At 72.7% G+C, this 25,225-nt stretch carries 28 protein-coding genes; 16 read left to right on the top strand and 12 right to left on the bottom strand.

The window, feature by feature from the left end:
• Positions 1 to 24 precede the first annotated feature (24 nt).
• Positions 25 to 426, bottom strand: a complete 402-nt coding sequence (locus AB0J76_RS18220) for a hypothetical protein (protein WP_352325691.1) — start codon at positions 424 to 426, stop codon at positions 25 to 27.
• A 132-nt stretch (positions 427 to 558) separates the two neighbouring features.
• On the opposite strand from AB0J76_RS18220, the gene AB0J76_RS18215 reads away from it, so the two are divergent.
• Genes AB0J76_RS18215 through AB0J76_RS18205 form a run of 3 tightly spaced genes read left to right on the top strand, consistent with a single transcriptional unit; the run spans position 559 to position 2,780 of the window.
• Positions 559 to 1,281, top strand: a complete 723-nt coding sequence (locus tag AB0J76_RS18215) for a pyrimidine reductase family protein (protein WP_352325690.1) — start codon at positions 559 to 561, stop codon at positions 1,279 to 1,281.
• The gene (locus AB0J76_RS18210) at positions 1,278 to 2,414 is read left to right on the top strand and encodes an ATP-dependent DNA ligase (RefSeq protein ID WP_352325689.1); all 1,137 of its coding nucleotides are present in this window, start codon (positions 1,278 to 1,280) and stop codon (positions 2,412 to 2,414) included. Before AB0J76_RS18215 ends, AB0J76_RS18210 begins: the two co-directional genes overlap by 4 nt.
• Before the next feature lie 27 nt (positions 2,415 to 2,441).
• On the top strand, positions 2,442 to 2,780 hold the full coding sequence (locus AB0J76_RS18205; RefSeq protein WP_352325688.1) for a hypothetical protein: 339 nt from the start codon (positions 2,442 to 2,444) through the stop codon (positions 2,778 to 2,780).
• Positions 2,781 to 2,804: 24 nt separating this feature from the next.
• Here the strand turns inward: AB0J76_RS18205 and pgeF are convergent, their stop codons facing one another.
• Positions 2,805 to 3,512, bottom strand: a complete 708-nt coding sequence (gene pgeF / locus AB0J76_RS18200) for a peptidoglycan editing factor PgeF (protein ID WP_352325686.1) — start codon at positions 3,510 to 3,512, stop codon at positions 2,805 to 2,807.
• A gap of 9 nt (positions 3,513 to 3,521) precedes the next feature.
• Positions 3,522 to 4,157 carry a GNAT family N-acetyltransferase gene (locus AB0J76_RS18195; protein WP_352325684.1) on the bottom strand — a complete coding sequence of 212 codons (636 nt, stop codon included), beginning with the start codon at positions 4,155 to 4,157 and terminating at the stop codon, positions 3,522 to 3,524.
• 69 nt (positions 4,158 to 4,226) lie between these two features.
• On the opposite strand from AB0J76_RS18195, the gene AB0J76_RS18190 reads away from it, so the two are divergent.
• Together AB0J76_RS18190 and AB0J76_RS18185 are read left to right on the top strand one after the other, a co-directional pair.
• Positions 4,227 to 5,660 carry an aldehyde dehydrogenase family protein gene (locus AB0J76_RS18190; protein ID WP_352325683.1) on the top strand — a complete coding sequence of 478 codons (1,434 nt, stop codon included), beginning with the start codon at positions 4,227 to 4,229 and terminating at the stop codon, positions 5,658 to 5,660.
• Between the two features lie 17 nt (positions 5,661 to 5,677).
• Positions 5,678 to 6,565 (top strand): tetratricopeptide repeat protein, encoded by an 888-nt coding sequence (locus AB0J76_RS18185; RefSeq protein WP_352325682.1) that lies wholly within the window; start codon positions 5,678 to 5,680, stop codon positions 6,563 to 6,565.
• Between the two features lie 65 nt (positions 6,566 to 6,630).
• Here AB0J76_RS18185 and AB0J76_RS18180 read toward each other — a convergent pair whose 3' ends face one another.
• The gene (locus AB0J76_RS18180; protein ID WP_352325681.1) at positions 6,631 to 7,032 is read right to left on the bottom strand and encodes an RNHCP domain-containing protein; all 402 of its coding nucleotides are present in this window, start codon (positions 7,030 to 7,032) and stop codon (positions 6,631 to 6,633) included.
• Position 7,033: 1 nt separating this feature from the next.
• Positions 7,034 to 7,402, bottom strand: a complete 369-nt coding sequence (locus AB0J76_RS18175; RefSeq protein WP_352325680.1) for an RNHCP domain-containing protein — start codon at positions 7,400 to 7,402, stop codon at positions 7,034 to 7,036.
• A gap of 320 nt (positions 7,403 to 7,722) precedes the next feature.
• On the opposite strand from AB0J76_RS18175, the gene AB0J76_RS18170 reads away from it, so the two are divergent.
• A complete protein-coding gene (locus tag AB0J76_RS18170) occupies positions 7,723 to 9,843 on the top strand; it encodes an acyl-CoA dehydrogenase (RefSeq protein ID WP_352325678.1) in 2,121 nt (706 codons plus the stop codon).
• Here AB0J76_RS18170 and AB0J76_RS18165 read toward each other — a convergent pair.
• Positions 9,803 to 10,339: a YceI family protein gene (locus tag AB0J76_RS18165; RefSeq protein WP_352325677.1), complete on the bottom strand. Its 537-nt coding sequence runs from the start codon at positions 10,337 to 10,339 to the stop codon at positions 9,803 to 9,805. The two genes, AB0J76_RS18170 and AB0J76_RS18165, sit on opposite strands and share 41 nt — an antisense overlap.
• A gap of 148 nt (positions 10,340 to 10,487) precedes the next feature.
• On the opposite strand from AB0J76_RS18165, the gene AB0J76_RS18160 reads away from it, so the two are divergent.
• The 4 genes from AB0J76_RS18160 (at position 10,488) to AB0J76_RS18145 (ending at position 13,510) form a co-directional block, all read left to right on the top strand.
• Positions 10,488 to 11,663: a histidine kinase gene (locus tag AB0J76_RS18160; RefSeq protein WP_352325675.1), complete on the top strand. Its 1,176-nt coding sequence runs from the start codon at positions 10,488 to 10,490 to the stop codon at positions 11,661 to 11,663.
• Entirely contained in the window at positions 11,660 to 12,307 is a 648-nt protein-coding gene (locus AB0J76_RS18155) for a response regulator transcription factor (RefSeq protein ID WP_352325674.1), read from the top strand. Before AB0J76_RS18160 ends, AB0J76_RS18155 begins: the two co-directional genes overlap by 4 nt.
• Positions 12,308 to 12,497: 190 nt before the next feature.
• Positions 12,498 to 12,692 carry a hypothetical protein gene (locus AB0J76_RS18150; RefSeq protein WP_352325673.1) on the top strand — a complete coding sequence of 65 codons (195 nt, stop codon included), beginning with the start codon at positions 12,498 to 12,500 and terminating at the stop codon, positions 12,690 to 12,692.
• Positions 12,693 to 12,697: 5 nt separating this feature from the next.
• Positions 12,698 to 13,510 carry an MBL fold metallo-hydrolase gene (locus tag AB0J76_RS18145; RefSeq protein WP_352325672.1) on the top strand — a complete coding sequence of 271 codons (813 nt, stop codon included), beginning with the start codon at positions 12,698 to 12,700 and terminating at the stop codon, positions 13,508 to 13,510.
• Between the two features lie 274 nt (positions 13,511 to 13,784).
• Here AB0J76_RS18145 and AB0J76_RS18140 read toward each other — a convergent pair whose 3' ends face one another.
• Complete coding sequence (locus AB0J76_RS18140; protein ID WP_364389941.1) at positions 13,785 to 14,357, bottom strand: hypothetical protein; 573 nt, start codon at positions 14,355 to 14,357, stop codon at positions 13,785 to 13,787.
• A 323-nt stretch (positions 14,358 to 14,680) separates the two neighbouring features.
• On the opposite strand from AB0J76_RS18140, the gene AB0J76_RS18135 reads away from it, so the two are divergent.
• A complete protein-coding gene (locus AB0J76_RS18135; protein WP_352325041.1) occupies positions 14,681 to 14,980 on the top strand; it encodes a hypothetical protein in 300 nt (99 codons plus the stop codon).
• 146 nt (positions 14,981 to 15,126) lie between these two features.
• Here AB0J76_RS18135 and ligD read toward each other — a convergent pair whose 3' ends face one another.
• A complete protein-coding gene (gene ligD / locus AB0J76_RS18130) occupies positions 15,127 to 16,137 on the bottom strand; it encodes a non-homologous end-joining DNA ligase (RefSeq protein ID WP_352325042.1) in 1,011 nt (336 codons plus the stop codon).
• Between ligD and AB0J76_RS18125 the strand changes: the two genes are divergently transcribed.
• On the top strand, positions 16,131 to 16,229 hold the full coding sequence (locus AB0J76_RS18125; protein ID WP_352325043.1) for a PT domain-containing protein: 99 nt from the start codon (positions 16,131 to 16,133) through the stop codon (positions 16,227 to 16,229). The two genes, ligD and AB0J76_RS18125, sit on opposite strands and share 7 nt — an antisense overlap.
• 290 nt (positions 16,230 to 16,519) lie before the next feature.
• A complete protein-coding gene (gene msrB / locus AB0J76_RS18120; RefSeq protein WP_352325044.1) occupies positions 16,520 to 16,921 on the top strand; it encodes a peptide-methionine (R)-S-oxide reductase MsrB in 402 nt (133 codons plus the stop codon).
• A gap of 183 nt (positions 16,922 to 17,104) precedes the next feature.
• Here msrB and AB0J76_RS18115 read toward each other — a convergent pair whose 3' ends face one another.
• From AB0J76_RS18115 to hemG, 3 genes are all read right to left on the bottom strand, one after another.
• Positions 17,105 to 18,157, bottom strand: coding sequence for a hypothetical protein (locus AB0J76_RS18115; protein WP_352325046.1), 1,053 nt, complete (start codon positions 18,155 to 18,157; stop codon positions 17,105 to 17,107).
• Between the two features lie 160 nt (positions 18,158 to 18,317).
• Positions 18,318 to 19,028: a hydrogen peroxide-dependent heme synthase gene (gene hemQ / locus AB0J76_RS18110; RefSeq protein WP_352325047.1), complete on the bottom strand. Its 711-nt coding sequence runs from the start codon at positions 19,026 to 19,028 to the stop codon at positions 18,318 to 18,320.
• On the bottom strand, positions 19,025 to 20,428 hold the full coding sequence (gene hemG, locus AB0J76_RS18105) for a protoporphyrinogen oxidase (protein ID WP_352325048.1): 1,404 nt from the start codon (positions 20,426 to 20,428) through the stop codon (positions 19,025 to 19,027). Before hemG ends, hemQ begins: the two co-directional genes overlap by 4 nt.
• Positions 20,429 to 20,551: 123 nt before the next feature.
• Between hemG and AB0J76_RS18100 the strand changes: the two genes are divergently transcribed.
• Positions 20,552 to 21,517: a DUF4349 domain-containing protein gene (locus tag AB0J76_RS18100; protein WP_352325049.1), complete on the top strand. Its 966-nt coding sequence runs from the start codon at positions 20,552 to 20,554 to the stop codon at positions 21,515 to 21,517.
• 40 nt (positions 21,518 to 21,557) lie between these two features.
• On the opposite strand, the gene hemE is transcribed toward AB0J76_RS18100, so the two are convergent.
• The gene (gene hemE / locus AB0J76_RS18095) at positions 21,558 to 22,556 is read right to left on the bottom strand and encodes a uroporphyrinogen decarboxylase (RefSeq protein ID WP_352325063.1); all 999 of its coding nucleotides are present in this window, start codon (positions 22,554 to 22,556) and stop codon (positions 21,558 to 21,560) included.
• Between the two features lie 686 nt (positions 22,557 to 23,242).
• Here hemE and AB0J76_RS18090 point away from each other — a divergent pair.
• On the top strand, positions 23,243 to 23,839 hold the full coding sequence (locus AB0J76_RS18090) for a DUF3000 domain-containing protein (RefSeq protein ID WP_352325050.1): 597 nt from the start codon (positions 23,243 to 23,245) through the stop codon (positions 23,837 to 23,839).
• 45 nt (positions 23,840 to 23,884) lie between these two features.
• A complete protein-coding gene (locus AB0J76_RS18085; RefSeq protein ID WP_352325052.1) occupies positions 23,885 to 25,099 on the top strand; it encodes a ribonuclease D in 1,215 nt (404 codons plus the stop codon).
• Positions 25,100 to 25,225: the final 126 nt, after the last annotated feature.

The raw sequence follows: 25,225 nt of genomic DNA, 5'->3' as shown, positions 1-25,225 counted from the left end.
AGCGACCACCCAGCCGCCGGTTCGTCAGAACACGCGGGCGATGCCGGCCGTGACGAGGAGCAGGGCGAAGGTGGCCACCCCCGCCACGCCGTGCAGGGCCACGGCGAGCACCGGGAAGCCGGTGGCCCGGCGCTGGTGGCGTCCGCCGCCGAGCCAGCGGGTGAACATCGTGAAGCCCAGCAGGGCGGCCACGGTGAGCCCGCAGAGGGCGAGCCAGGCCAGCGGGGCGCGGCCGGTCAGCAGGTAGGCCACCCAGCAGGCCAGCGACGCGGCCGCGAGCGCCGGATGGGACAGCAGCAGCGTCACCGGGAAGCGGGTGACCTTGGCCTCCTGGCGGCGCAGGCCGCCGGCCGAGAGCCAGCGCCACAGCAGGTAGACCCCGATCAGTGCGGCGATCGTCCATGTGACGGCGGTGAGCAGGCCCATGTCCCCTCCCGGCGAGTCCCTGCCGCCACCGTACGCAGACTCCGGGCCTTTCGTCCTTCAGTTACTCAAAAGTGCCGTCAGCCGCAAAACCCCTGGGGACGGTTTGTCGGTGGGGTGTGCCAAGGTAGAGGAGTGCGGCGCATCTATCCCGACTTTCAAGACAATCCGGACATCCCCGAGGCGTACGCCTACCCCGAGGGGCGGCCCTGGCTGCGGCTCAACATGGTGTCCAGCGCCGATGGCGCGGCGTGGCTGCAGGGGCGCTCGGGCGGGCTGTCGAGCAGGGGCGACAAGCGCATCTTCGCCGTCCTGCGCGGCTTGTCCGACGTGATCGTCGCGGGCGCGGCGACCGTCCGCACCGAGGGCTACGGCCCGGTCAAGCCGCGCGCCTCCTGGTCCTCGATCCGGGCCGGGCGTCCCGACGTGCCGCCGATCGCGGTGATCACCCGCAGCCTCGACCTCGACCTCGACGGCGAGCTGTTCACCGACGCGACCAACCCGACGATCGTGATCACCTGCGAGTCCGCCCCCGCCGAGCGCCGCAAGCTGGCCGGCCGGCGGTCCGACCTGATCATCGCCGGCGACGACGGCGTCGACATGCGGCTGGCCGTGCGCGAGCTGCACGAGCGCGGCCTGACCCGCGTCCTGTGCGAGGGCGGCCCGCGCATCAACGCGCAGCTGTCGGCCGACGACCTGATCGACGAGTTGTGCCTGTCGGTGAGTCCCATGCTGGTCGCGGGCGGCGCGGCCCGCATACTGAACGGCGTGGCCGCGCAGGTCCCGCTTGACCTCCGCCAGGTCCTGGAAGAGGAGGGGGTCCTCTTCTGCAGATACACGAGGGAGCAGAGCCCATGACCGAGCAGCCCGTCGAAGAGCCGGAGCCGGTGCCCAACCTCCCGGTCCGGCCGCCCGTGCCGCCGATGCTGGCCAAGCCGGTCAAGGCCATGCCCAAGCAGGACGGCACCCTGTTCTACGAGCCCAAGTGGGACGGCTTCCGCTGCATCGTGTTCAGGGACGGCGACGAGGTCTACCTCGGCAGCCGCAACGAGCGTCCGTTCACCCGGTACTTCCCCGAGCTGGTCGAGGCGGTCAAGGCCGAGCTGCCCGGCAAGGTGGTGATCGACGGCGAGATCGTGCTGCCCCGGGGGGCGCAGCTCGACTTCGACGCCCTCCAGCAGCGCATCCATCCGGCCGCCTCGCGGGTCAAGCTGCTCTCGGAGCAGACGCCGGCCCAGTTCATCGCCTTCGACCTGCTGGCCGTGGGCGACGAGTCGCTGATGGAGGAGCCGTTCTCCGAGCGGCGTCGGCGGCTGGAGGAGTTGTTCCCGCACCAGGGCGGGTCCGTCCGGCTGACCCCGGTCACCACCGCCGACGAGCAGGCGCGCGAATGGTTCGACGCCTTCGAGGGCGCGGGGCTCGACGGCATCATCGTCAAGCCGGGCGACCAGCCGTACGTGCCCGACAAGCGCACGATGTTCAAGGTCAAGCACGAGCGCACGGCCGACGTCGTGATCTGCGGCTACCGCGAGCACAAGACCGGCCCCATCGTCGGCTCGCTGCTGCTCGGCCTCTACGGCGACGACGGCCGGCTGCACCACGTGGGCGTGGCGGCCTCGTTCCCCATGGCGCGCAGGGCCGAGCTGGTGGAGGAGCTCGAGCCGTACCTGGCGGAGCTGAGCGAGCACCCGTGGGGCCACTGGGCCGAGCAGGCCACGGCCAACGCCGGGCAGCCGGCGGCCGGGCCCGCGACCGGCGGGCAGCGGGTGCCGGGGGCGGTGTCGCGGTGGAACGCCAAGAAGGACCTGTCGTTCATCCCGCTCCGGCCCGAGCTGGTGATCGAGGTGGCCTACGACCAGATGGAGGGCGACCGGTTCCGGCACACGGCGCACTTCCGGCGGTGGCGCCCTGACCGCACGCCCGAGTCGTGCACGTACGAGCAGCTGGAACGGCCGGTCAGCTACGACCTCGACGACATCCTCGCCCGTTAGGGGGCAAAGCGGTCTAGGCTCTTCCCTATGACCACCGGTGATGAGCTCAAGGCGGCCGTGTCCGCGCGACGCGACCTCGGCCCCGACTTCGAGGACGCGCTGGTGGAGTCGTTCCTCGACAAGGTGGGCCAGGAGGTCGACCGGCGGGTCGACGAGCGCCTGGCCGGCGCGGCGCCGCGGGCCAAGGCGCCCGCCAGGGGGTCGGACGGGCAGCGGCTGGCGCTGGCGATCGTCTCGCTCTCCCTGGGCACGCTCTCCACGGTCGCGCTCGCCTTCGCGGGCGGCGGGCGGGCGATGGCGCTGATCCCGATCTGGGTCGGGATCATCATCGTGAACGTCGTCTTCAACGGCTCCCGCGAGAAGTAGCCCCGCCGCGGGCGGGCTTGCGGGTCAGGTCAGCCAGATGAGGCCGGCGAAGCGGCCGCCGGGCTGTTCGCGGCGGTGGGAGTAGAGCTCGGCGGACTCGATGGTGCAGCGCGCGTCGTGCCGCACGTCGGCGACGCCCGCCGCCCTGAGCTGGGACTCGATCCCGGCCCGCAGGTCGAGCGCCGGGGTCCCCCACGACGTCGTGGACCACGTCGGCGGCACCTTCGAGGCGACCTGCTCACGCAGCTCCGCGGGCACCTCGTAGCAGCGGCCGCAGGCGCCGGGGCCGATCAGCGCGACCATCCGGCCCGGCCGGGCGCCCTTGGCCGCCATGGCCTCGACCAGGGCGGTGGCCACGCCCGCCTCGGTGCCGGGACGTCCGGAGTGGGCGGCGCCGACCATGCGCGCCTCGGGGTCGGCCACCAGCACGGCCGGGCAGTCGGCGCCCAGCGAGGCCAGCGCCAGGCGCGGCTCGGTGGTGAACACGCCGTCGAGCGGCGGCGGGTCGTCGCCGAACGGCTCGCTCACGTACGCGACCTCGGCGCTGTGGACCTGGCGCATGTAGACGACGGCGCGCACGCCCAGCTCGGCCGCCAGGCCCTCGCGGTTGGCCCGTACGGCCGCCGGGTCGTCGCCGACCATGCCGCCGAGGTTGCGCGAGCCGTACGGCGGGGCGCTGACCCCTCCGTGGCGGTCGGTGACGACGGCGTGCACTCCGGGGGCCAGCAGCATGCCCCGATCCTAGCCGGGTTGCGGCGAGAAGCCGGGCCGCGGTGAGCCAGGCTGCGGTGGGGAGCCGGGCTGGGGAGAGGAGCCGGGGCCGCCTGGGGAGGAACCGTGCAGGATGGTGCCGGGCGGGCGGCCGAGCTCCAGGTACATGTTCACCTCGTCGAAGCGCCATTCGCCCACCTCGACCACGTTCGGCAGCCGCCCCCACTCGCGGAACCCGAGGCTCTGGTACAGCGCGATCGCGCCGTGGTTGTTGCCGCGCGCCCGCAGTGTGAGCGTCTCGATGCCGGCGGCGCGGGCGTCGTCCGCCAGGCCGGACACCACCACCCGGCCCAGGCCGAGCCCGCGCGCCTGCGGGTGGGCCATGACCTTGCCGATCTCGCCGGAGTGCCGGAAGACCGCCTCCTGGCCGCGCCGCCACAGGCCCATGGCCTGCACCGTGCCGTCGACCGTGGCCAGGGCGAGCCGCCCCTCGCCCGTCCTGGCCATCGCGAGCGTGGCCTCCACCCAGGGGTCGGTCTCGTCCCTGGTGGGCGGCGCGAGGTAGCCGACCGCGCCTCCCAGCTCGACGACGGCGTGCAGCACGCGGTGGACGGCGGCGAGCAGGGGCTCGTCGGCGGTTTCCGGCCAGGTCAGGTCGATTTTCACGGAAGACCATTATGCCCCGATCCGTCCGGGGCTGGCCTGGTCGTAGCAAGCAAGCATATGCTTGGGCGCGTGCCTGACTACCGCAATCTCATAGGCGGCGAGCTGGTCCCCGCGGACCGGACGATGGACACCGTCAACCCCGCCACGGGCGAGGCGTGGGCCCGGATCCCGGCCAGTGGCGCACGCGAGGCCGAGGCCGCCGTCGCGGCGGCGCGGGCGGCCTTCCCCGCCTGGTCGGCCATGCCCGCGCTGGGCCGGGCGCACTTCCTGCGCAAGGTGTCGGAGCTGTTCGCCCGGCACGCCGAGGAACTGGCCCGGCTGGAGACCCGCGACAACGGCCGCATCCTGCGCGACACGCTCAAGAAGGACCTGCCGGGCATGGCCCACCTGTGGCAGCTGGCCGCCGGGCAGTGCCTGGAGGCGGTCAAGGGCGACACCGTCCTGCTCGGGCCCGACACGCTCGGGCTGACGCGGCGCGAGCCGTACGGGGTGGCGGTCTGCATCATCCCCTGGAACTCCCCCATCTCCACCTTCTCCGCCAAGGCGGCCTACGCCCTGGCCGCCGGGAACACGGTGATCGTCAAGCCGGCCGAGCAGGCCGGCGCGTCGGTGCTGCGGCTGGGCGAGCTGCTGGCCGAGGTGTTCCCGCCCGGCGTGCTGAACATCGTCAGCGGGCTCGGCGAGGAGGTCGGCGACGCGCTCGTCCGGCACCGGGACGTCGGCAAGATCAGCCTCACCGGCTCCACGGCCACCGGCCAGGCCATCACCCGGGCCTCGGCGGACGCGCTGAAGCCGCTGACGTTCGAGCTGGGCGGCAAGTCGCCCAACATCGTCTTCCCCGACGCCGACCTGGACGCCGCCGCGCAGGGCGTCACCGTGAACTCCGTCTACACCGGCAACGCCGGGCAGGTGTGCGTGGCCGGCTCGCGCATCCTCGTCCACCGGTCGATCTGGGACGACCTGCTCGGGCGGATCAGGCGCATCTGCGCCGGTCTGGTCCTGGACGACCCCCTCGACCTGGCCACGACCATGGGCCCGATCGTGTCGGCCGGGCAGTTCGAGCGGGTGCGCTCGTACCTGGAGACGGCCGAGAAGGAGGGGGCCGAACTGGTCTTCGGCGGGCGGTCGGGGGCCGAGGTGGTGCCCGGCCTGCCGGGCGGCTACTGGGTGGCGCCCACGCTCTACACGACCGAGGACAACGGCCTGCGCATCTGCCAGGAGGAGATCTTCGGGCCGGTGGCGGTGGCCATCCCGTTCGAGAGCGACGAGCAGGCGCTGGAGATCGCCAACGACTCGCCGTACGGGCTGGCGGCCGGGGTGTGGACGCGGGACCTCGGGCGGGCGCACCGGTTCGTGCGGGATCTGCAGAGCGGCACCGTGTGGGTGAACACCTACCGCCAGATGCCGCCGGGCCTGCCGTTCGGCGGCGTGAAGGACAGCGGGTACGGCCACGATTCCGTGCTGGAGTACACCAGGGAAAAGGCAGCCATCATCCAGATTTAGTTAGATAGATTCCCTCCATGAGCGAGGGGATCAACGACCAGTCCGAGCTGACCGAGCTGTCCGAGGCAGCCGCCCAGTCGCGCGCGTCCGTGCTGCGCAGCCGAGCCGAATCGTACATCGCGCTGTCGCGGCACGAGGCCGCTATCGCCGATCTGACCGAGTCGATAACGCTGGTCCCGGACAACGCCCGGGCCTGGCGGCTGCGCGGCGAGAGCCATCGGGTCATCGAGCGGTACGAGGCCGCCCTGGCCGACTTCGACGAGTCGTTGAGACTGGAACCCGACAGCGCGTACGCGCTGGGCTCGCGCGGGCAGGCGTACGCGGCGCTCGGCCGGCTGGAGGAGGCGATGGACGACTTCGACCACGCGCTCACCCTCGCCCCCGAGTCCCTGTGGATCCTGGAGGCCAAGGCCGACGCCCTGGTGGACATGGACCGGCTGGACGAGGCCCTGGACGAGCACGCCAAGATCATCGCGTTGAACGAGGAGCTGGCGTACTCGTGGGTGGCGCGCGGTGACCTGTACCAGCGCATGCACCTCTACAGCGAGGCCATCGCCGACTACACCAGGGCCCTGGAGGCCGACCCCGACCACGTGCGGGCGCTCAGCCGGCGCGGCGAGGCGCTGCGCATGATCGACCGCTACCAGGAGGCGCTGGGCGACCTGAACCGCGCGGTCGAGCTCGACCCCGACAACGACCGCGCGTTCGGCAGCCGGGGCGCGGTGCTGAGCGAGATGGGCGACAACGAGGCCGCGCTGCGCGACCTGGACCGGGCCATCGAGCTGGACCCCGAGTACATCTGGGCCTACCGGGTGCGCGGCGAGATCTTCCAGGAGATGGAGCGGCACGAGGAGGCGGTGAGCGACTTCACGCTGGCGCTGCGCCTGGAGTTCGGCGACGACTAGGCCGTCGCGAGGGGCGGGCCGCCCCGGGGGGCGGCCCGCCGTTGGGCACTTGAATGCGCCTGTTGTCAGAGCGCCAGCAGGGCGTTCACCGGCAGGCGGCTGTCGGACAGCGGCCGTACGGCGATGCGCAGCAGGGCCAGCGCGTTGTCGTCGCCGGCGATGCGGTTGGCGCTGAGCCCGCCGCACGCCTGGCAGTGGTGGATGATCAGCCACTCCCCGTCCGTCCTGACGGTGACGCTCAGCGCCGCCATCGGGCCCCGGCAGCCCGCCCGCCGGTCCCCCGGGATCCGGTGGTCGACGTGCAGGCTGGTCAGGCAGTGCGGGCAGTGGTTGCGGTGCGCCGTGCCCGGCGCGTCCATCGGTACGTCCAGCCGGCAGCCGACGCAGCGGAACGCGTCGCCGCGCTCGCCACGTTGCACCGCCTTGGGCTGTTGCGGCCTGGCCCGGCCAGGGTTCCTCCTGGGCATGTCACAGGTCGCCGAACGCTTCGAGCGGGAACGGCGGCTGCGCGAGCGGGCGTACGGCCATGCGCATGAGGATGAGCTGGTTGTCGTCCCCGCAGATCGGGTTGGACGTCAGCTCGCCGCAGCGCGAGCAGCGATGGATGATCATCCAGTCGCCGGTGCGGAGGACCGCGATGGAGATCGGGTTCATCCGCGACCTGCACTCCGACGGGCCGCCCTCGACCCGGTCGAGAACGTGCAACGAGTGCAGGCAGCTCGGGCAGTGGTTGCGGCGGACGCCGCCGGGCGCGTACGCGGCGACGGTCAGGCCGCAGCGGACGCAGGCGAAGGTGTCGGTGCTGATGATGGAACGAGGTTTGCCGTTGGCAGACAACCTGGGTTCTCCTTGCCGGATTTGTCGTGAAAAAAGGCAGCAAGGGAGCGCCGAGCGGGCCTCACAGGCACGCTGGTGTCACAGGCGGTCCGGCCCACTGAGGCCAGGGCTTCAGATACTCGTCCTCAGGCTCTGGAACACAGGGGAGGCGGGCACACCCGTGACACGGAGAGGCGCGCTGGGCGCCGTGCCGGGCATCAACCCACCTCCAAAAATCGCACCGGACGGGACGGTTGCCAGGGTAATCGCCCCCGACGGTCGCGCGCCAACGGTTTTTCCGGGCCCTGGAGATCGACCGAATATCGTTCTAGTGTTCGTCCATGGGGATCGGGCTGACCGAGGAACACCGGGCGCTGGCGCACTCCGTGCGGGGGCTGGCGGGGCGTACCGTCGAGCACCTGGCGCTGGCCGGGCAGGGGCTGCTGGGCCTGCACCTGCCGGAGGAGCACGGCGGGCAGGGGTACGGGCTGGTCGAGCTGTGCGTGGCGCTGGAGGTGCTGGGCGAGCTGCGGGTGGCGGGGCCGTACCTGCCGGTCGTGCTGGCCTCGGCGGCGCTCGCCCGGTCCGGGAGACCCGCGCCCGGCCTGCTGCGCGGGCTGGCCGACGGGTCGCTGACGGCGGCCGTCGCGCTCGGGCCGCTCGCCCTCGGGGCGGCCGGGGCCGACCTGTTCCTCGTGCCGCACGGTGACGGGTGGGCGCTGCTCGACCGGGCCGGCGTGCGTGCCGAGCCCGCCGAGGGCGTCGATCTGGACCGGGAGCTGTGCGCGGTCACGCCCGTCATGGGCCGCGACGTCCCGCCGGAGCGTCTGCTGGGGCCGGTGCCGGTGCGGGCGCTGGCCGCGGTGCTGCTCGGCGCGGACGCGTGCGGCACCGCCGCCTGGGCGGTCGGCACGGCCGCCGCCCACGCCAAGGTACGCGAGCAGTTCGGCCGCCCGATCGGCCAGTTCCAGGGCGTCAAGCACCGGGTGGCGGCCGCCCTGGTGGCCCTGGAGCAGGCCCGCGCCGCCGTCTGGGACGCCGCCCGCGCCTTGGACACTCCGCCCACTGACAGACCGGGCACGTCCGGCTCTCCCGGCGCGTCCGACTCGCCCGGCGCGCCTTCCGGGCCCGGCGCGTCCAACGGGTTCGGCGGGTCCGGCGGGCTCCGGGACGATGTGCGGCTGGCCGTCGGGGTGGCGGCCGTGCTGGGGCCGGACGCGGCGGTGCGCTGCGCGGCCGACGCCATCCAGGTGCTCGGCGGCATCGGCTACACCTTCGAGCACGACGCCCACCGCCACTACCGCCGCGCCCTGTCCGGCCGCATGCTCGCCGGCGACCCGGGGCCGTGGGCCGAGCAGGTCGCCGAGCTGGCCCTGGCGGGCGTCCGCCGCGCGATGGAGCCCGATCTGCCCGAGGAGTCCGTGCCGCTCAGGGAGGCGATCAGGGCGGAGGCCGAGTCGTTGCGGCGCGAGGAGCCGCTCGCCCGGCTGGGCCGGTTCGCGCGGGAGGGCTGGATCATGCCCTACCTGCCCCGGCCGTGGGGCCGCGCGGCCACGCCGCTGGAACAGGTGATCATCCACCAGGAGTTCCGCGACCTCAGGCGTCCCAACCTGGGGATCGCCGCCTGGGCGGTGCCGTCCATCGTCACGTACGGCACCCCCGAGCAGCAGGAGCGTTTCCTGCCCAGGACGTTCACCGGCGAGCTCGTGTGGTGCCAGCTGTTCAGCGAGCCGGGCGCCGGGTCCGACCTGGCCGCTCTGTCCACCAGGGCCGTCCGCGTGGCGGGCGGCTGGTCGCTGACCGGCCAGAAGATCTGGACGTCCCTCGCCCAGTACGCCCACTGGGGCATCTGCCTGGCCCGCACCTCCCCCGGCAGACCCAAGCACGAGGGGATCACGTACTTCCTGGTGGACATGTCCGCCCCCGGCGTCACGGTCAGGCCGCTCAAGGAGATCAACGGGGACGAGATCTTCAACGAGGTCTTCCTCGACGACGTCTTCGTCCCGGACGATCTGGTGGTGGGCGAGGTGGACGGCGGCTGGCGGGTGGCCCGCGACACGCTCTCCCACGAGCGCGTCGCGCTCGGCGACTCCTGGGGCCCGGGCTCCCGGCACACCGACATGGTCCGGCTGATCGGGACCCTGCCGCCGCTGCGGCAGTCGCAACGCGAGCAGGCGGGCCGCCTGTGGGCCGAGGGCCAGGCGATCTCGGCGCTCGGGCTGCGCGTGACGCTGTCCAGGCTGGCCGGGGCCGACCCGGGGCCCGCCTCCAGCGTGCGCAAGCTGCTCGGCATGCGGCACGCGCAGGCGGTCTCGGAGTTCTGCTGGTCGCTGGCGCCGTCCGACCGCCACTGGAACCGCATGATCCTGACCACCCGGGCCTTCACCATCGGCGGCGGCACCACCGAGGTGCAGCTCAACATCATCGCCGAGCGCGCGCTGGGGCTTCCGCGCGATCCGTGACGCCCGCCCGCACGCACCTGACCTCGGCCGACATCGCCAGGTGACGGGCGGCGATCCCGGGCATGGCGGTCACCCCGAAGGCGGTGCGGTCCACGCGGGCGGCGACCACGACGGTGAAGCCGTTCGCGGTCACGTCGCAGCGCTCGACGGTGAGGGTGAGCGGGCGCTCGACGCCGGTCACGGTGAGTGTGCCGGTCAGCGTGCCGTCGGCGGCGGGGCCGCCGGTGAAGGTGATGACGGGGTGGTCGGCGGCGTCGAGGAAGCGGGCGGAGCGCACGGTCTCGTCGCGCCGGTGGTTGCCGGTGTGGAAGCCGGCGGCGTCGATCTCCACGCGCACGCGGGAGTCGGCGAGCGGTTCTGCGACGTCCACGGTGCCGCCCCTGACGTCGAAGGTGCCGCGGACGCGGGCGAGGCCGGACAGGTGCCGGGTGGTGAAGCGGATCGCGGAGTTCTCGGTGTCGATCTCGTAGCGGCCCAGCGGGGGGAGGTTCGTCATGGGTCCATTGCACGGCGGCGGGGTGGCCGTGCGGCAGAGCGGGCCGTCGGGGGTGGGGGCGACGATCGGCGGGAGCGCATGCGACTTTCGTATGGTTTCCCACTTACCCGATATTTACGACATACGGGGATGTCGTAGCGTTTGCGGCATGGGTGCAGGGGCGTGTCGCCGTTCCCTCGTGCTGGACGTGGGCATCGCGGGCGGCTTCGCGCTGCTGGACACCGGCTCGACGCTGCTCGGCCTGTCGTGGTGGCCCGAGCGTCCGGGTCCGCTCGCCTGGGCGCTGCTGGCGGTCCAGGCGGCCGCCTGCCTGTCGCTGGTGGCCCGCCGCCGGGCGCCGCTGACGGTCCTGGCCGTGCTGGGGACGTACACGCTGGTGGTGACGTTGCTCATCTCGCCGGTCGGGCTGCTGGTCCCGGCCGGGCAGGGGAACGTGTGGGCGCCGTTCGCGACCATCGCTGCGGCCTACGGACCGCTCTACGACCACAGGGACCGGCGGATCGCCGTCGCCGCGCTGGCCGCGTACACGATGGTGATCGCGCGGGTGTGGGACCCGTCGGCAGGGGTGCTCATCGACGGGGTGCTGCGCACGGCCGTCGGCCCGCTGCTCGCGCTCTACCTCGACGGGCGGCGGCGGGTGCTCAGGATGCTGGTCGAACGCGCCGAGCGGGCCGAACGCGAGCGGCACCTGCTGGCCGAGCAGGCCCGCGCCGAGGAGCGCGCCCGGCTGGCCGGCGAGATGCACGACGTCGTCACCCACCGGGTGAGCCTCATGGTGCTGCAGGCCGGCGCGCTGCGGGTCACCGCGGCCGACGAGCACACCCGGCAGACCGCCGAGGAGCTGCGGGCCGCGGGCTGCCAGGTGCTCGACGAGCTGCGGGACCTGATCGGCGTCCTGCGCACCGCGCCGGAGCCGGACGTGCCGCCGACCGCGGCCGACTTCGCCGCGCTGGTCGCCGAGTCCGCCTCCGTGGGCACCCCGGCCGAGCTGGTCGAGGAGGGCGACCGGGCGCTGGCCTCGCCGGTGGTGGGGCGCACGGCGTACCGGATCGTGCGCGAGGCGCTGACCAACGTGCGCAAGCACGCGCCGGGCGCGCGGGTGCAGGTGCGGATCGAGTACGGCCAGGCGCGGGTACGGCTCACGGTGCGCAACACGCCGCCGACCGGCCTGCCCGGCGGCCCCCTGGCCGGCACCGGCTCCGGCCTCGGCATCGCGGACCTGCGACGGCGGGTCGAGGTCGTGCACGGCACGCTGCGCGCCGGGCCGGCCCCCGACGGCGGGTTCACCGTCGAGGCCGTTCTCCCGGCGTACGTGGCGACATGATCAGGGTCGTGGTCGTGGACGACGAGCCGATGGTCTGCCGCTTCCTGCGCACCATCCTCGGCTCGGCGCCCGACATCGAGGTCGTGGACGAGGCCCACGACGGCGCCGCCGGCGTCGAGGCGGTCGTGCGCAGCCGTCCGGACGTGGTGCTCATGGACCTGCGCATGCCCCGCGTGGACGGGCTCACCGCGATCGAACGCCTGGCCGAGCTGCCCCGGCCGCCGGTCGTCGTGGTGCTGACGACGTTCGACGCCGACGAGTACGTGCTGCGCGCACTGCGCGCGGGCGCGGCCGGCTTCCTGGTCAAGTCCACGCCGCCGGAGGAGCTGATCGGGCTCGTCCGGGTGTCCGCCGAGGGGCACACCGTGCTGTCGCCGATCGCCGCCCGCAGGCTGGTGGCGGCCTCGGCCGCGGCGGACCCGGCCCGCGCCCGCGCCCGCGAGCTGCTGGAGTCGCTGACGGAACGCGAGCGCGAGGTGCTGACCTGCCTCGGCGAGGGGCTGTCGAACGCGCGCATCGCCGCCCGCCTCCACCTGGCCGAACCCACCATCAAGGGCTACGTGTCGCGCCTGCTGGACAAGCTGGGCTGCCGCAACCGCACCCAGGCGGGCCTCATCGCACACGACGCGGGCCTGACCCGGTAGGCGCCACGGGCGGAGGGTTTGGCGGAGGGTTTGGCGGAGGGTTTGGCGGAGGGTTTGGCGACGGGTTTGGCGACGGGTTTGGCGACGGGTTTGGCGACGGGTTTGGCGACGGGTTTGGCGACGGGTTTGGCGGAGGGTTTGGCGGCGGAGCAGCGAGGTAGGTGATAAGCCGCAAAGGGGGACAAAAGCCATGAGTAATCCGCAACAGCCCGAACTTCGCCGGTCGGGTAAGTCCGGCGCGAACTCGAAATCCACCGACGCCGTGCCGGAGTCCAAGAGCGGCGGCAAGCGGGCCGGCCGCCCGCACGGCAGCGACAAGGGGCACAAGGGCGGCGGCAAGGGCGGCGGCGTGCCTCCGGGCCAGCACCCGCCGTATCCGGGGTGAGCCGGATGAAGGGCAGCCTGCAGTTCATCGGCAACGCGACCACGCTGATCCGCTACAACGGCTTCACGCTGCTGACGGATCCCAACTTCCTGCACCGCGGCCAGCGGGCGTACCTGGGCTACGGCCTGAGCTCGCGACGGCTGAAGGACCCGGCCATCGACGTGTCGGACCTGCCGCCTATCGACGCGGTGGTGCTGTCGCACCTGCACGGGGACCACTGGGACCGGGTGACGGAGAAGGGCCTGGACAAGGGCACCCAGATCATCACCACCCGGCAGGCGGCGCGCACGCTGCGCCGCCGCGGGTTCGGCCGCAGCACGGGCCTGGAGGTGTGGGAGCAGCACGAGCTGAGCGGCCCGCAGGGCAGCGTGACCGTCACCGCCCTGCCCGCCCGGCACGCGCCCGGCCCCGCCGAGGCGCTGCTGCCGCCGGTGATCGGGACGATGCTGGAGTTCCGCGGCCCCGAGGGCCTGGTGGAGCTGCGCCTGCACATCAGCGGCGACACCCTGCTCGACCGCCGCCTGGAGGCGATCCCGCGTCGTTTCCCGGAGGTCGACCTCGCACTCGTGCACCTGGGCGGCACCCGCCTGCTCGGCACCCTGCTGGTCACCATGGACGGCGAGCAGGGCGCGACCTGGGTCGACCTGATCAACCCGCACACCGTGGTGCCGGTGCACTACGACGACTACGGCGTCTTCAGCTCACCGCTGGACGACTTCCGGCACCACATCGAGCAGGTGGGCCTGGCCGACCGGGTGGTCTACCTGGAACGCGGCGAAACCCGCGAACTGGCGCCACACCACCTCGTACGCCGCTGAGCTTCGGCCGAGCTCTCGCTGAGCTTTCCGCTCCGCACCCGTCCGGGCTGTTCCCGGAGGGTGCTGCGGCGTTTCCGCTGGGGTGAGGATTCTTCTATCTGGAGGAGGAATCTCCTACCGGGAGCGGAAGTTACCCATCCGATTTCTCCCCCGGCGGGGGTTACGGGAGTTACCTTCGTTCTCGGCCGCACCTCCTGTGCCGCCGCACGGCCGGGCCGTCGGGCCCCGTCCCAGGCGCCGGGTCCGGCCGTGCGGCCCACAGCCGCCGGCCGCCTCAGGAGAGCTTGGCCAGCTTCTCCGACGTCCGCTGGAACGCCTTGCCGGTCCACTTGTAGGTCTGGCGGACGAGCAGGTCGGGGCAGCACCGGGGAGCCTTGTCGCTGACCACCTTGCCGCTCAGGCGCACCTCGCCGTGCTGGACGGCGACGGTCTGGGTCTTGAAGTACCGGTTCTTGCCGAGCGTGCCGATCAGACGCGGGGCCGAACGCCGGGACGCGCCGTCGTAGACGAAGGCCGTCACCGGGTTGCCCGCCGTGGGGCTCGGGCAGGACGAGGTGACGACGGTGTCGGGACGCCCGTCCCGCGTGAGGTCGCCGACGGCGGCCACGCGGGCGCGGACGACGTACCACTTGTCCTTCGGGCCCGGCTTGGGGCAGTGCAGCGCCCGCTCCACGACGGGCGCCCAGTCGAGGCCCCGGAACGGGTCGGTCGCCGCCGGGCCGGTCGCGGCGAAGGCGGCGCCCGTGGCGAGGATCGGCGCCAGTGAGGTCGACAGGGCGACGGTCGACGCCCAGACGCGGAGTCGGCGGGCCATCGGGCTGCTCTTGTGCGTGGCGCTTGAGTTCATGACCGTTTCGATGCGGGAAACGCCTGACAAGTTCGGCCCGAAACGCGTGGCCTCCGGCGTCATGCCGTCCGAAGGGTTTCGCCGTCCTGCCGTCCGGGGCGTTTCGTCACGCGGAAGGGGCGCAGGGGTTTGTGGGGACTCGACCACATTTTCGGAAGCGTCGTCCCAGCGTTACGCGCGACACGCCCAGACCTGCGGCTCTCATCCTGTACCAGGTCACGATCGCCACCGCCGTTATCGATCTGAGATGTTCACCTATGTCTCCACCTCGCCCCCTGCCCAGGCAGCCGCCTGGCCGAGGCCGGAACGGAAGGACACCTCACATGCGCCCAGCCACCCGCGCAGCCCTCGTCACCCTCGCCGTCACGTGCTGCACCTTCAGCTCGTTGCCGGCCTGGGCGGCGCCGGCCGGGAACGCGCCGTCGTGCGTGACCGTCTGGCAGAACACCGGGACCCTCACCAAGACCGGTTACGCCCGCAACGACTGCGGCTACCGGCTCCGACTGAAGATCATCTGGGCGCGCGGGACGGACGGCGCGTGCCAGACCGTGGACCCCGGCGAGACCATCTACTCGCGCGTGCCGCGCGGCGTGCGCACCTTCGACGGAGCCGACACCTGCTGACCGGCTCCCGCGAAAAGGCCGGCTCCCCGACGCGGGCCGGCCTTTCGCGTTGCCGTCGGGCGGGGGAGCCGGCCTTTCGGGTTGCCGTCGCCCCGGAGGTCAGCCGTCGGTGACCGAGACTCCCGCTGCGCCCGACAAGTGAGTGATCACTTCTCCTCCGGCGCGTTCCTGGCCTTGCTGGGCTGGACGCGCTTGGGCTCGCCCGGCATCTTCGGGTAGTTGGGCGGGTAGGGCAGGTCGCCGCGGTCGTCGGCGGCGTACATCTCCAGCAGCGGCTCGATCGAGTACGCCCGGTCGTCGATGGCCGCGTGCACGTCGCCCAGCTTGGCGAAGCGGGCCGGGACGGTGCGGATGTCGAAGTCGCGCGGGTCGGCGTCGGCCAGCTCGTCCCAGGTCAGCGGGGTCGAGACGGGGGCGTGCGGGCGGGCCCGGACGGAGTAGGCGCTGGCGACGGTGCGGTCTCTGGCGTTCTGGTTGAAGTCGATGAAGACGCGGTCGCCGCGCTCCTCCTTCCACCACGCGGTGGTCACCAGGGCGGGGTCGCGGGCCTCGACCGCCCTGGCCAGCGCGATGCCGGCGTGCCGCACCTGGACGAAGTCCCAGCGGGGCTCGATGCGCACCGCGATGTGCACGCCGCGGTTGCCCGACGTCTTGACGAACCCCGCCATGCCCAGCTCGTCGAGCACCTCGCGGGTGCGCTCGGCGGCCCGGCGGGCGGCGTCGAACTCCAGGCCGGGCTGCGGGTCGAGGTCGATGCGCAGCTCGTCGGGGTGCTCGACGTCGGCGGCCCGCACCTGCCAGGGATGGAAGTCGATCGTGCCCAGGTTGGCGCAGTAGGCGATCGCGGCGACCTCGGTCACCCGGAGCGAGTCGGCGGTGCGGCCGCTGGGGAAGGTGACCGTGACCGACTGCAGCCACTCGGGATGCCTGGGCGGCATGCGCTTCTGGTAGATGGCCTCGGTCTGGACGCCGTCGGGATGGCGCTTGATGTTGGTCGGCCGGTCTCTGAGCGCGCGCAGGGCCCCCTCGCCGACGCTCACGTAGTACTCGACCAGCTCCCGCTTTGTCGCCCCGATCTCCGGGAAGTAGACCTTGTCGGGATTGGTGACCTTGACGGTCCGCTCCCCCACCTTGAGCTCTATGAACGGCGATGCCATGCCACCGAACCTACTCCCCCGCCCCGACAGAACAGCCGACGACAGAGCCGACAGCCGAGCCGACAGCAGGGCCGACCAAAGAGCCGACGTGAGAGGTGGGCCCGTCCCGGAGCCGCGTCGGTGGCGGGACCGGGGCTCGACGGGACGGACCTAAGATCATCCATCGCCGTTCCGGGCGCTGGCGCGCCACCCGGCCGGCCATCTCGGGTCGCCAGCGGCGCCAGCACGGGCGTGGGCTGTGCCGCTACGGCGAGCCGCGGACGATCTCACCCCTTGGCAGGAGGCGATGACACCCCCTTACCGACAAAGACGCGAATTCGGCCGAGAAAGGATGCTTCACCCTCCGGAGATCTCTTTTTGCCGGATCTCGTAGTCTGGACGCATGGACAAGGTGGTCAAGAGCGAGGCCGAATGGCGGGCCAGGCTTTCTCCTGAGGAGTTCCACGTGCTCAGGGAGGCCGGGACCGAGCGCCCGTTCACGGGGGAGTACGTCGACACCAAGACCGAGGGCGTGTACTCGTGCCGCGCCTGCGGCGCCGAGCTGTTCCGGTCCGACACGAAGTTCGAGTCGCACTGCGGATGGCCGAGCTTCTTCGAGCCGTCGGGGTCGGAGGCGGTGAGGCTGATCGAGGACAACAGTCACGGCATGGTGCGCACGGAGGTGCGCTGCGCCCGCTGCGACTCCCACCTCGGTCACGTCTTCCACGGCGAGGGTTATCCGACGCCGACCGACGATCGTTACTGCATCAACTCGGTCTCCCTGAGGCTCGAACCCAAGGGGTGATCGATCAGCGACAGAGCGTACCGATCGTCCACAAGGGGTAGGGGCCTGCTTGTGGGCCGTGTCCATCTTCGCCACCGCTGGGTGACGATTGAGACGATCGGGCGGGTCGTGACTCAGCGGTGTGAAGTGTGCTCGAAGACGAGGGTCCGGGTGCGCTAGCCGGCCCGCGCCTCCCGGCCCGCGTCAGTTCGGCCGGGGGTACGTGACCCGGCAGTTGTGATCGGACGGGCCCAGGATGTTGGCGAGGACGGGGTTCCCGTTCTCGCCGAACTCCGCCTGCACGAACACGATCGGGCGCTTCACGCCGTTCGCCCTGAGGTACTCCAGGCCGCGTTTGCACAGCGTGATGGCCGTGGCGGAGTTGTCGGCGCTGTCCGGTAAGTTCGTGTAAATGCGCAAATATCCGCCTACGGTGCGGATGTCCTTGAGGTGTTTCATCGCCTTGTCGCCCCGCCCCCACCGGGCGCGGAAGTACTCGGCGGCCTCCCGGTCGGTGTGCCGCGACGGCCCGTCGGCCTTGTAACCGCCCGAGTCGCCGCCCTTGGCGTCGCCCTTCGCATCGCCCGGCTCGTCGGCCTCGGGCAGGCTGACCTGGGCGTCACCGGTCTCGGTCTGCCCCGTGACGGTGTCCGGCCCGCCCTGGACGGCGTCCGGCTTCGCGGCGGGGTCGGCGGCGCCGGTTCTGGCGGGCCTCCCTGAGCCGGCGGGGTCGGCGGCCGGCGTGCTCGGCCGGGCCTGGCCCTTCGGCAGCTCGCGCGCCTCCGCGGCGCCCTTGCCGCTGGCCGGCGCCCGTCCCGGGTTCGCCGGGACGCCGCCCTCGGCCGCCGGGTCCTGCCGGGCCGTGGCGCCCTCCGCGCCGGCCGCGGCTCCGGAGGCGGTGACCGTTCCGCCGAGCGCGCCGTTCAGGCCGAGCAGCAGCGCCACTCCCCCGGCCAGCGCCACCGCGCCCGCCGCCAGGCCCCGTGTTCCCGTACGCCCGCGCCGCCGCCGCCCACGCCGCCCGCGTCCCGTACGCACCTCCGCCGGGCCGCCGGTCACCCGCGCGTGCCCGGTACGCGCCTCAGTCCGCCCGCCGGTCACCCGTGCGTGACCCGCACGCGCCTCAGCCCGCTCGCCGGTACGGGACTCCGCCCGGCCGCCGGTCTGCCGGGCGGCCGGTGTCGTGTCCGGTAACGCCGCATGACGGCCCGGCGCGCGCCGGCGCCCGGGGCCCTGACCTTCCGCGGACTGTTCCACCCGGCCCTCCTAGCCCCTGCGTGGCCCGTGCCACCGACGTCACGCCACCGAAAGGGAATTCACCCTCGATTGTGACAAAGGGGATAGATCACTTCAGGGAGATCGTCAAGTTGGCCTCGATGTCCCTGACCGCCCCTGCCGCCCCTGGCCGCCACGATCGCTAGGGGAGGGCCGCGACCAGCTCCTGCACCGGCTTGCGGGCGCCCGTGTAGAACGGGATCTCCACGCGGGTGTGGCGGCGGGCCTGCGCGCCGCGCAGCGTGCGCATCAGGTCGACGATGCGGTGGAGCTCGTCGGCCTCGAACGCCAGCATCCACTCGTAGTCGTTGAGCGAGAAGCAGGCCACGGTGTTGGCCCGCACGTCGGGGTAGTCGCGGGCCATCCGGCCGTGCTCGGCCAGCATCGCCCGCCGCTCGGAGTCCTCCAGCAGGTACCACTCGTAGGAGCGCACGAACGGGTAGACGCTGACGTACGCCCGCGGCTCCTCCTCGGCCAGGAAGGCCGGGATGTGGGACTTGTTGAACTCGGCCGGCCGGTGGAGCGCCATGGCCGACCAGACCGGCCTGCTGTGCCGGCCGAGGCCGGTGCGGCGGAACCGGGAGTAGACGTCCTGGAGGTCCTCGGGCGTGGGCGCGTGCCACCAGAACATGTAGTCGGCGTCGGCACGGAAGCCGGCGACGTCGTAGACCCCCCTGGTCACGACGTCCTTCCCGGCCGCCTGTGCGAGCAGCTCCTCGACCTCGTCGGCCATGTTCTCCCGGTTGCCCGGGACCTGCTCGGTCACCTGGAAGACCGACCACATGGTGTAACGGATCACCTGGTTGAGATCGCGGGCCTTCAGCCGCGGCGCGCCCTCTGTCATGTCCCTCATTCTCCTTCTCGCGACAGGTGGTCCAGAATCCGGGCCGCGGCCGTGCGGGCGGTCGCGATGCAGGCGGGGACGCCGATGCCGTCGTAGGCCGCGCCGCACACGGCGAGCCCGGCGGCGCCCGAGACCGCGGCGCGCACCCTGGCCACCCGGTCGAGGTGGCCCACGTTGTACTGCGGCAGCCCGCCGCCCCAGCGGGTGACCCGGCTGTCGACCGGCAGGCCGCGCACGCCGATCACGTCGGCCAGCTCGGCCATGGCCAGCGACACCAGCTCGGCGTCGTCGCGCTGGAGCAGGTGCTCCTCGCCGATCCTGCCGACCGAGCAGCGTACGAGCAGCAGGTCCTGGGCCAGGTGGGGCCACTTGACCGAGCTGAACGTCACCGCCTTGACCGGCCGGCCCTCCACCGGCGGCACCAGGTAGCCGCTGCCGGTCGGCGGCTGCGGGAGCGCGCCGATCGGGTAGGCGAGCGTGACGACGGCCATGCTGGCGTATTCGATCCTGGCCAGCTCGGCGGCGGCCTTGGGCACCTCGGCCTTCAGCAGGCGGGCGGTGGCGGGCGCGGGCGTGGCCAGGATCACGGCGTCGGCCTCGATCACCTCGGGCCGCGGCACCGGCCCGGCGACCAGCCGCCAGCCGTGCTCGGTGCGGTGGAGCTCGCGCACGGTCACGCCGGTGCGGACGTCGGCCCCGGACGCCTTGGCCACCGCCTCGGGCAGGCCGCCCAGGCCCTGGCGCAGCGTCGTGAAGACCGGTCCGCCGTTCTTGGGCGCCTCCTCGACGATGTGCCGGGCGGCGTTCAGCAACGAGCGCTCACCCCTGGCGACGGCCGCAATCTGCGGCATCGTCGCCTCCAGCGACAACATGTCGGAACGGCCGGCGTAGACCCCGCCGAGCAGCGGCTCGACCAGGCGCTCGACGATCTCGCCGCCCATCCTGGCCCGGATGTAGGAGGCCACGGACACGTCGGTGCGCACCAGCGTGGCCGGCAGGACCTGGTCGAGCGGCACCCGCAGCAGGCCGCCGGGCGAGATGATGCCGGACTTGGCCAGCTCCGCCAGGTCGGCCGGCACGCCCATGACGTGCCCCTTCGGCATCTGCCGCAGCGCGCCCCTGGAGTAGACGGCCGACCGCACGGTGCCGGGCAGGACCAGCTCGTCCTCCAGCCCGACGGACTTGGCCAGCTCGACGCCCTCCGGCCGCCGGGCCAGCATGGCCTCGGCCCCGGCGTCGAGGCTCACCCCCGCGACCTCGGAGGCGTGCAGCTTGCCACCGAGGCGGGGGCTGCCCTCCAACACGGTGACCTTGACGTGCTCGCTCGTACCCTGACGGAGGAACCACGCGGCCGCCAGGCCGGAGATCCCGCCGCCGATGACGACGACGTGCGCCCGTTTCCCTTCCACGTCTCCTGACGCTACCGCCTCGGCCGACCGCCCAGCTGATCGGGGCACGTGACCCTACCGTGATGTATGTCGCCAAACCGGGGTGATCCCGTTTCCGTCATAGAGGGCATGAGGAGAATCCGGTTGGGCATCGCGCTCTCGGCCTGCGCCACGCTGCTGCTCGCGGGCTGCGGCGGCGGCAACGTCGAGATGGCGTCGGGCGGCTCGCCCGCGGTGGCCTCGCAGGCCATGGCCGCCCCCGAGGCACGGGACCTGGCCGCGCCGAGGAAGCAGGCCGCGCCGCAGGACGGCGACAGCGCGGTCGCCGGTGTCAAACCGGCCCAGCGGCAGCCGGACCGGCAGGTGATCTACACCGGCAGCATGACCGTGCGCGCCAAGCAGGTCACCGCGGCCGCGCAGCAGGCCAAGCAGCTCGTCACGGCGGCGGGCGGCTACCTGTCGAAGGAGGAGGCCGAGTCGGCCGGCGACACCGAGGACACGGCCCTGCTGGAGTTCAAGATCCCGCCTGCCCGGTACGCCGACGTGACCGCCAGGCTCGGCAAGGAGCTGGGCAAGCAGCTCTCGATGACCCAGGGCACCCAGGACGTCACCCTCCAGGTCGCCGACGTCGAGAGCCGGCTGAAGTCGGCGCAGAAGTCGCTGGAGTCGCTGCGCACGCTGCTGAAGAAGGCCGAGACCATCGGTCAGGTGCTGCAGGTGGAGCGGGAGATCAACTCCCGCGAGGCGGACCTGGAGGCGTTGCAGGCCCAGCAGAAGGAGCTGTCCACCCAGGTCGCGATGGCCACGCTGACGCTCCGGCTGGTCGGGCCGGTGGCCGTGGTCGAGGACCCGGCCGAGGAGCCGGCGGGCTTCCTCGGCGGGCTGAAGACCGGGTGGGAGGCGCTGGTGTCGTTCACCAAGACGGCGCTGACCGTGTTCGGCGCGCTGCTGCCGTGGCTGGTCGTCCTGACGCCGCTGGTGACCGCGGCGGTGTTCCTGGTGCGGCGCAACCGCGCGCGCCGTCCCGCGCCCCCCGCCGGGCCCGACCCGGCCAAGCCGGCCGCGCCCGACCCCGCCGAGCCCGCCGAGCCCGGGCCGTCGGCGGCGTGACGGTCAGGCGCCCGCTTCGTGCACCAGGCCGGCGTGACGGTCAGGCGCCCGCTTCGTGCACCAGGTCGGTCAGGCGCTTGAGCTGGTCGGGGTCGGTCGAGGGGAGCACGCCGTGGCCGAGGTTGAACACGTGCCCCTCGGCCGCCGCGCCGCGCCGCAGCACCTCGCGGGCCCTGCGCTCCACGACCTCCCACGGCGCGAGCAGGATCGCCGGGTCGAGGTTGCCCTGCAGCGCCTTGCCCGGCCCGACGCGCCGGGCCGCCTCGTCGAGCGGCACCCGCCAGTCGACGCCCACGACGTCGGCCCCGGCCTCGCCGAGCACGCCGAGCAGCTCGCCGGTGCCCACGCCGAAGTGGATGCGGGGCACGCCCGTGACGCCCTCGAAGATGCGCCGGGTGTGGGGCAGGACGAACTCGCGGTAGTCCTCCGGGGCCACCGCGCCCACCCACGAGTCGAAGAGCTGGATCGCCGAGGCGCCGGCCGCGATCTGGATGCGCAGGTGCTCCAGCACGATGTCGGACAGGCGTTCCATGAGGGAGTGCCACAGGGCGGGCTCGCCGTACATCATGGCCTTGGTGCGGTCGTGGTTCTTCGACGGGCCGCCCTCGATGAGGTAGGAGCCGAGCGTGAAGGGCGCGCCGGCGAAGCCGATCAGCGGGGTGCCGCCCAGCTCGCCGACCAGGGCCGAGATCGCCTCCGTCACGTAGGGCACGTCGTCCGGCTCCAGCGGGCGCAGCGCCTGCACGGCCCGCGCGTCGCGGATCGGGTCGGCGACGACCGGGCCGACGCCCGGCTTGATGTCGAGGTCGACGCCGATGGCCTTGAGCGGGACGACGATGTCGCTGAAGAAGATGGCCGCGTCGACGCCGTAGCGGCGCACGGGCTGCATGGTGATCTCGACGATCAGGTCGGGCGTCGCGCAGGCGGTGAGCATCGGCACACCCTCGCGGACCTTCAGGTATTCGGGCAGCGAGCGCCCGGCCTGCCTCATGTACCAGACCGGGGTGTGCGGGACGGGCTGCCTGCGGCAGGCGCGCAGGAAGGCTGAGTCGGCGAGATTCACCCTCCAAGGGTGCCATGGCACCCGGTCGGCCGGGACATCGGACGCGAGGTGACCGGATCGGCCGGGACATCGGACGCGAGGTGACCGGATCGGCCGGGACATCGGCGCGAGGTGTCGGAAAAACATGCATTGGATACCCAAAATCATGATCAGATAGCCAGATGAAGGTTTACCGGTCTGCCCGGCAGCGGCGTCGCACACGGGTCGAACACACCCCATGCACGCCCAGAGAGCCGGTCTCGACTGGACCAAATGTTCACCAACCCACCGCGCGGCACCGATTCAGCGACCACTTTCGGGACACGCCGAGCGCGTTGCGGGGAATTGTCAGCGGCTCGTGCCAACGTCGGAGCCACGACCCGAAGAAAGGCCCCGGTTCGATGACTGGTGCGATGACCGCGTTGTGGAGTTCCCCGGAGGTTCGCAGCGAGCGCTGTGCTGCCTGCGCCGGCGAGCGGCTGTTCGAGCAGCCGCCCTGCTTCGACGGACACGGTCCTGGCGAGTGCCCGGAATGGGCCTGCGCCGAATGCGGCCACGCGATCCTGCTCGGCTCGGCCGAGACCACCCGACCGGTTCGCCAGCTGGTTACGGCAGCGGCTTGATCACCAAGGATGAGCACCCCCGTGGTCCCCTTCCGTCCGTCCTCGACCTACGCTTCGGCTATGACCCTCGGTGACCAGCCACCGCCGCCCGCCGCGTTCACCCGCGCGGCGCAGAGCCTGCGGCTGTCCGAGGTCAGACCGGAGATCGAGCTGGAGGACCTCCCCGCGCCGCAGCGGCTGGCCCCCTACTCGGCCGCCATCGGCGCCTCGGTCTACCGCGACGACGACGAGCTCGCGGTCGGCCGGCTGATCCTGCTCTACGACCCCGACGGCCAGCGCGGCTGGGAGGGCCCGTTCCGGCTGGTGGCCTACGTCCGGGCCGACATGGAGCCGGAGATCACCTCCGACCCGCTGCTCGGCCCGGTCGTGTGGAGCTGGCTGACCGAGGCCCTGGAGGCGCACGAAGCCGACTACTCCGCCGCGGGCGGTACCGTGACTAGAGCCGTGTCCGAGGGTTTCGGCAACAAGGCGGAAGATCCCGTCACGACCGAGCTCGAGCTGCGTGCTTCCTGGTCGCCCGCCGATGAGGATCTGTCCGGCCACGTCGCCGCCTGGTGCGACCTCATGTGCCTGGCGGCGGGGATCCCGCCGCTCCCGCCCGACGTGGCCGCGCTGCCACGCCGACGTGATGATCCGGAGAGTGACCGTACGAAGTGAGGGCACCAGTCAAGACAGCACCAGCGTCATGAGGTCGGTGAGCTCATGACAGAAGAACGCACAGTCGAGCCCCTGCTCGAACCCCGCGAGGGCATCCCCCCGGTGATCGCCGACGCGCAAGGGCTGGCGCGGGTCGTCGACGCCTTCGCCGCGGGCACCGGGCCCGTGGCGGTCGACGCCGAGCGTGCCTCCGGCTACCGCTACGGCAACCGGGCCTACCTGGTCCAGCTCCGCCGGGCCGGAGCCGGCACCGCGTTGATCGACCCGGTCGGCTGCCCCGACCTGTCGGCGCTCGACGCCGCGCTCACCGGCACCGAGGTCGTGCTGCACGCCGCGTCCCAGGACCTGCCGTGCCTGATGGAGGTCGGCTTCAAGCCGCGCGAGATCTTCGACACCGAGCTGGCCGGCCGGCTGCTCGGTTACGAACGCGTCGGGCTCGGCACGATGGTCGAGACCGTGCTCGGGCTGCGGCTGGAGAAGGGCCACTCGGCCGCCGACTGGTCCACCAGGCCGCTGCCTGAGGACTGGCTGCGCTACGCCGCCCTCGACGTCGAGGTCCTGGTCGAGCTGCGCGACATGCTCCACCAGGAGCTGGCCGCGTCGGGGAAGCTGGAGTGGGCGCGCGAGGAGTTCGCGGCCGTGCTCAACACCCCGCCGCCGGTGCCGCGCTCCGACCCGTGGCGGCGTACGTCGGGCATCCACAAGGTGCGCAACGTGCGCGCGCTGGCCATCGTGCGCGAGTTGTGGACCATGCGCGACACGATCGCCAGGGAGAACGACCTGGCCCCCGGCCGGGTGCTGCCCGACGCCGCGATCGTCACCGCCGCCCTTGAGGGGCCCCGCACCAAGAAGGCCCTGACCGAGATCTCGGCCTTCACCGGCCGCAGCGCCCGCCGGTACATGAACGACTGGCTGGCCGCCGTCAACCGGGCCCGGACCTTGCCCGACGGCGAGCTGCCCCAGCCGAGCACGCCCGGCGACGGGCCGCCTCCGCCCAACCGCTGGGCCGACCGCGACCCGGCGGCGGCCAAGCGTCTGGCGGCGGCGCGGGCCGTGGTGGCCGCGCTGGCCGAGGAGCACCGCATGCCCACGGAGAACCTGCTCCAGCCCGACGCGGTGCGCAGGCTCACCTGGGAACCCCCCGCCGAGATCACCGACGAGAGCGTGACCGCGCGGCTGCGCGCGCTCGGGGCGCGTGAGTGGCAGCTCTCGCTCGCGGCCCACCCCATCGCCAAGGCGCTGGCCCGGCTCGACGGCTAGCTCCCCCGCCGGCGCACGGGCGGAGGGTCCGCCTCCGCCCGCCGGCGCACGGGCGGAGGGTCCGCCTCCGCCCGCCGGCGTCGTCACCGTCCCACTTGACGCTCGCAGGGGGACGGCCGTACGTTT

This window comes from Nonomuraea sp. NPDC049624 (genome assembly GCF_040675255.1).
Lineage (GTDB): Bacteria > Actinomycetota > Actinomycetes > Streptosporangiales > Streptosporangiaceae > Nonomuraea.
This window is presented reverse-complemented; position numbering and strand designations above follow the sequence as displayed.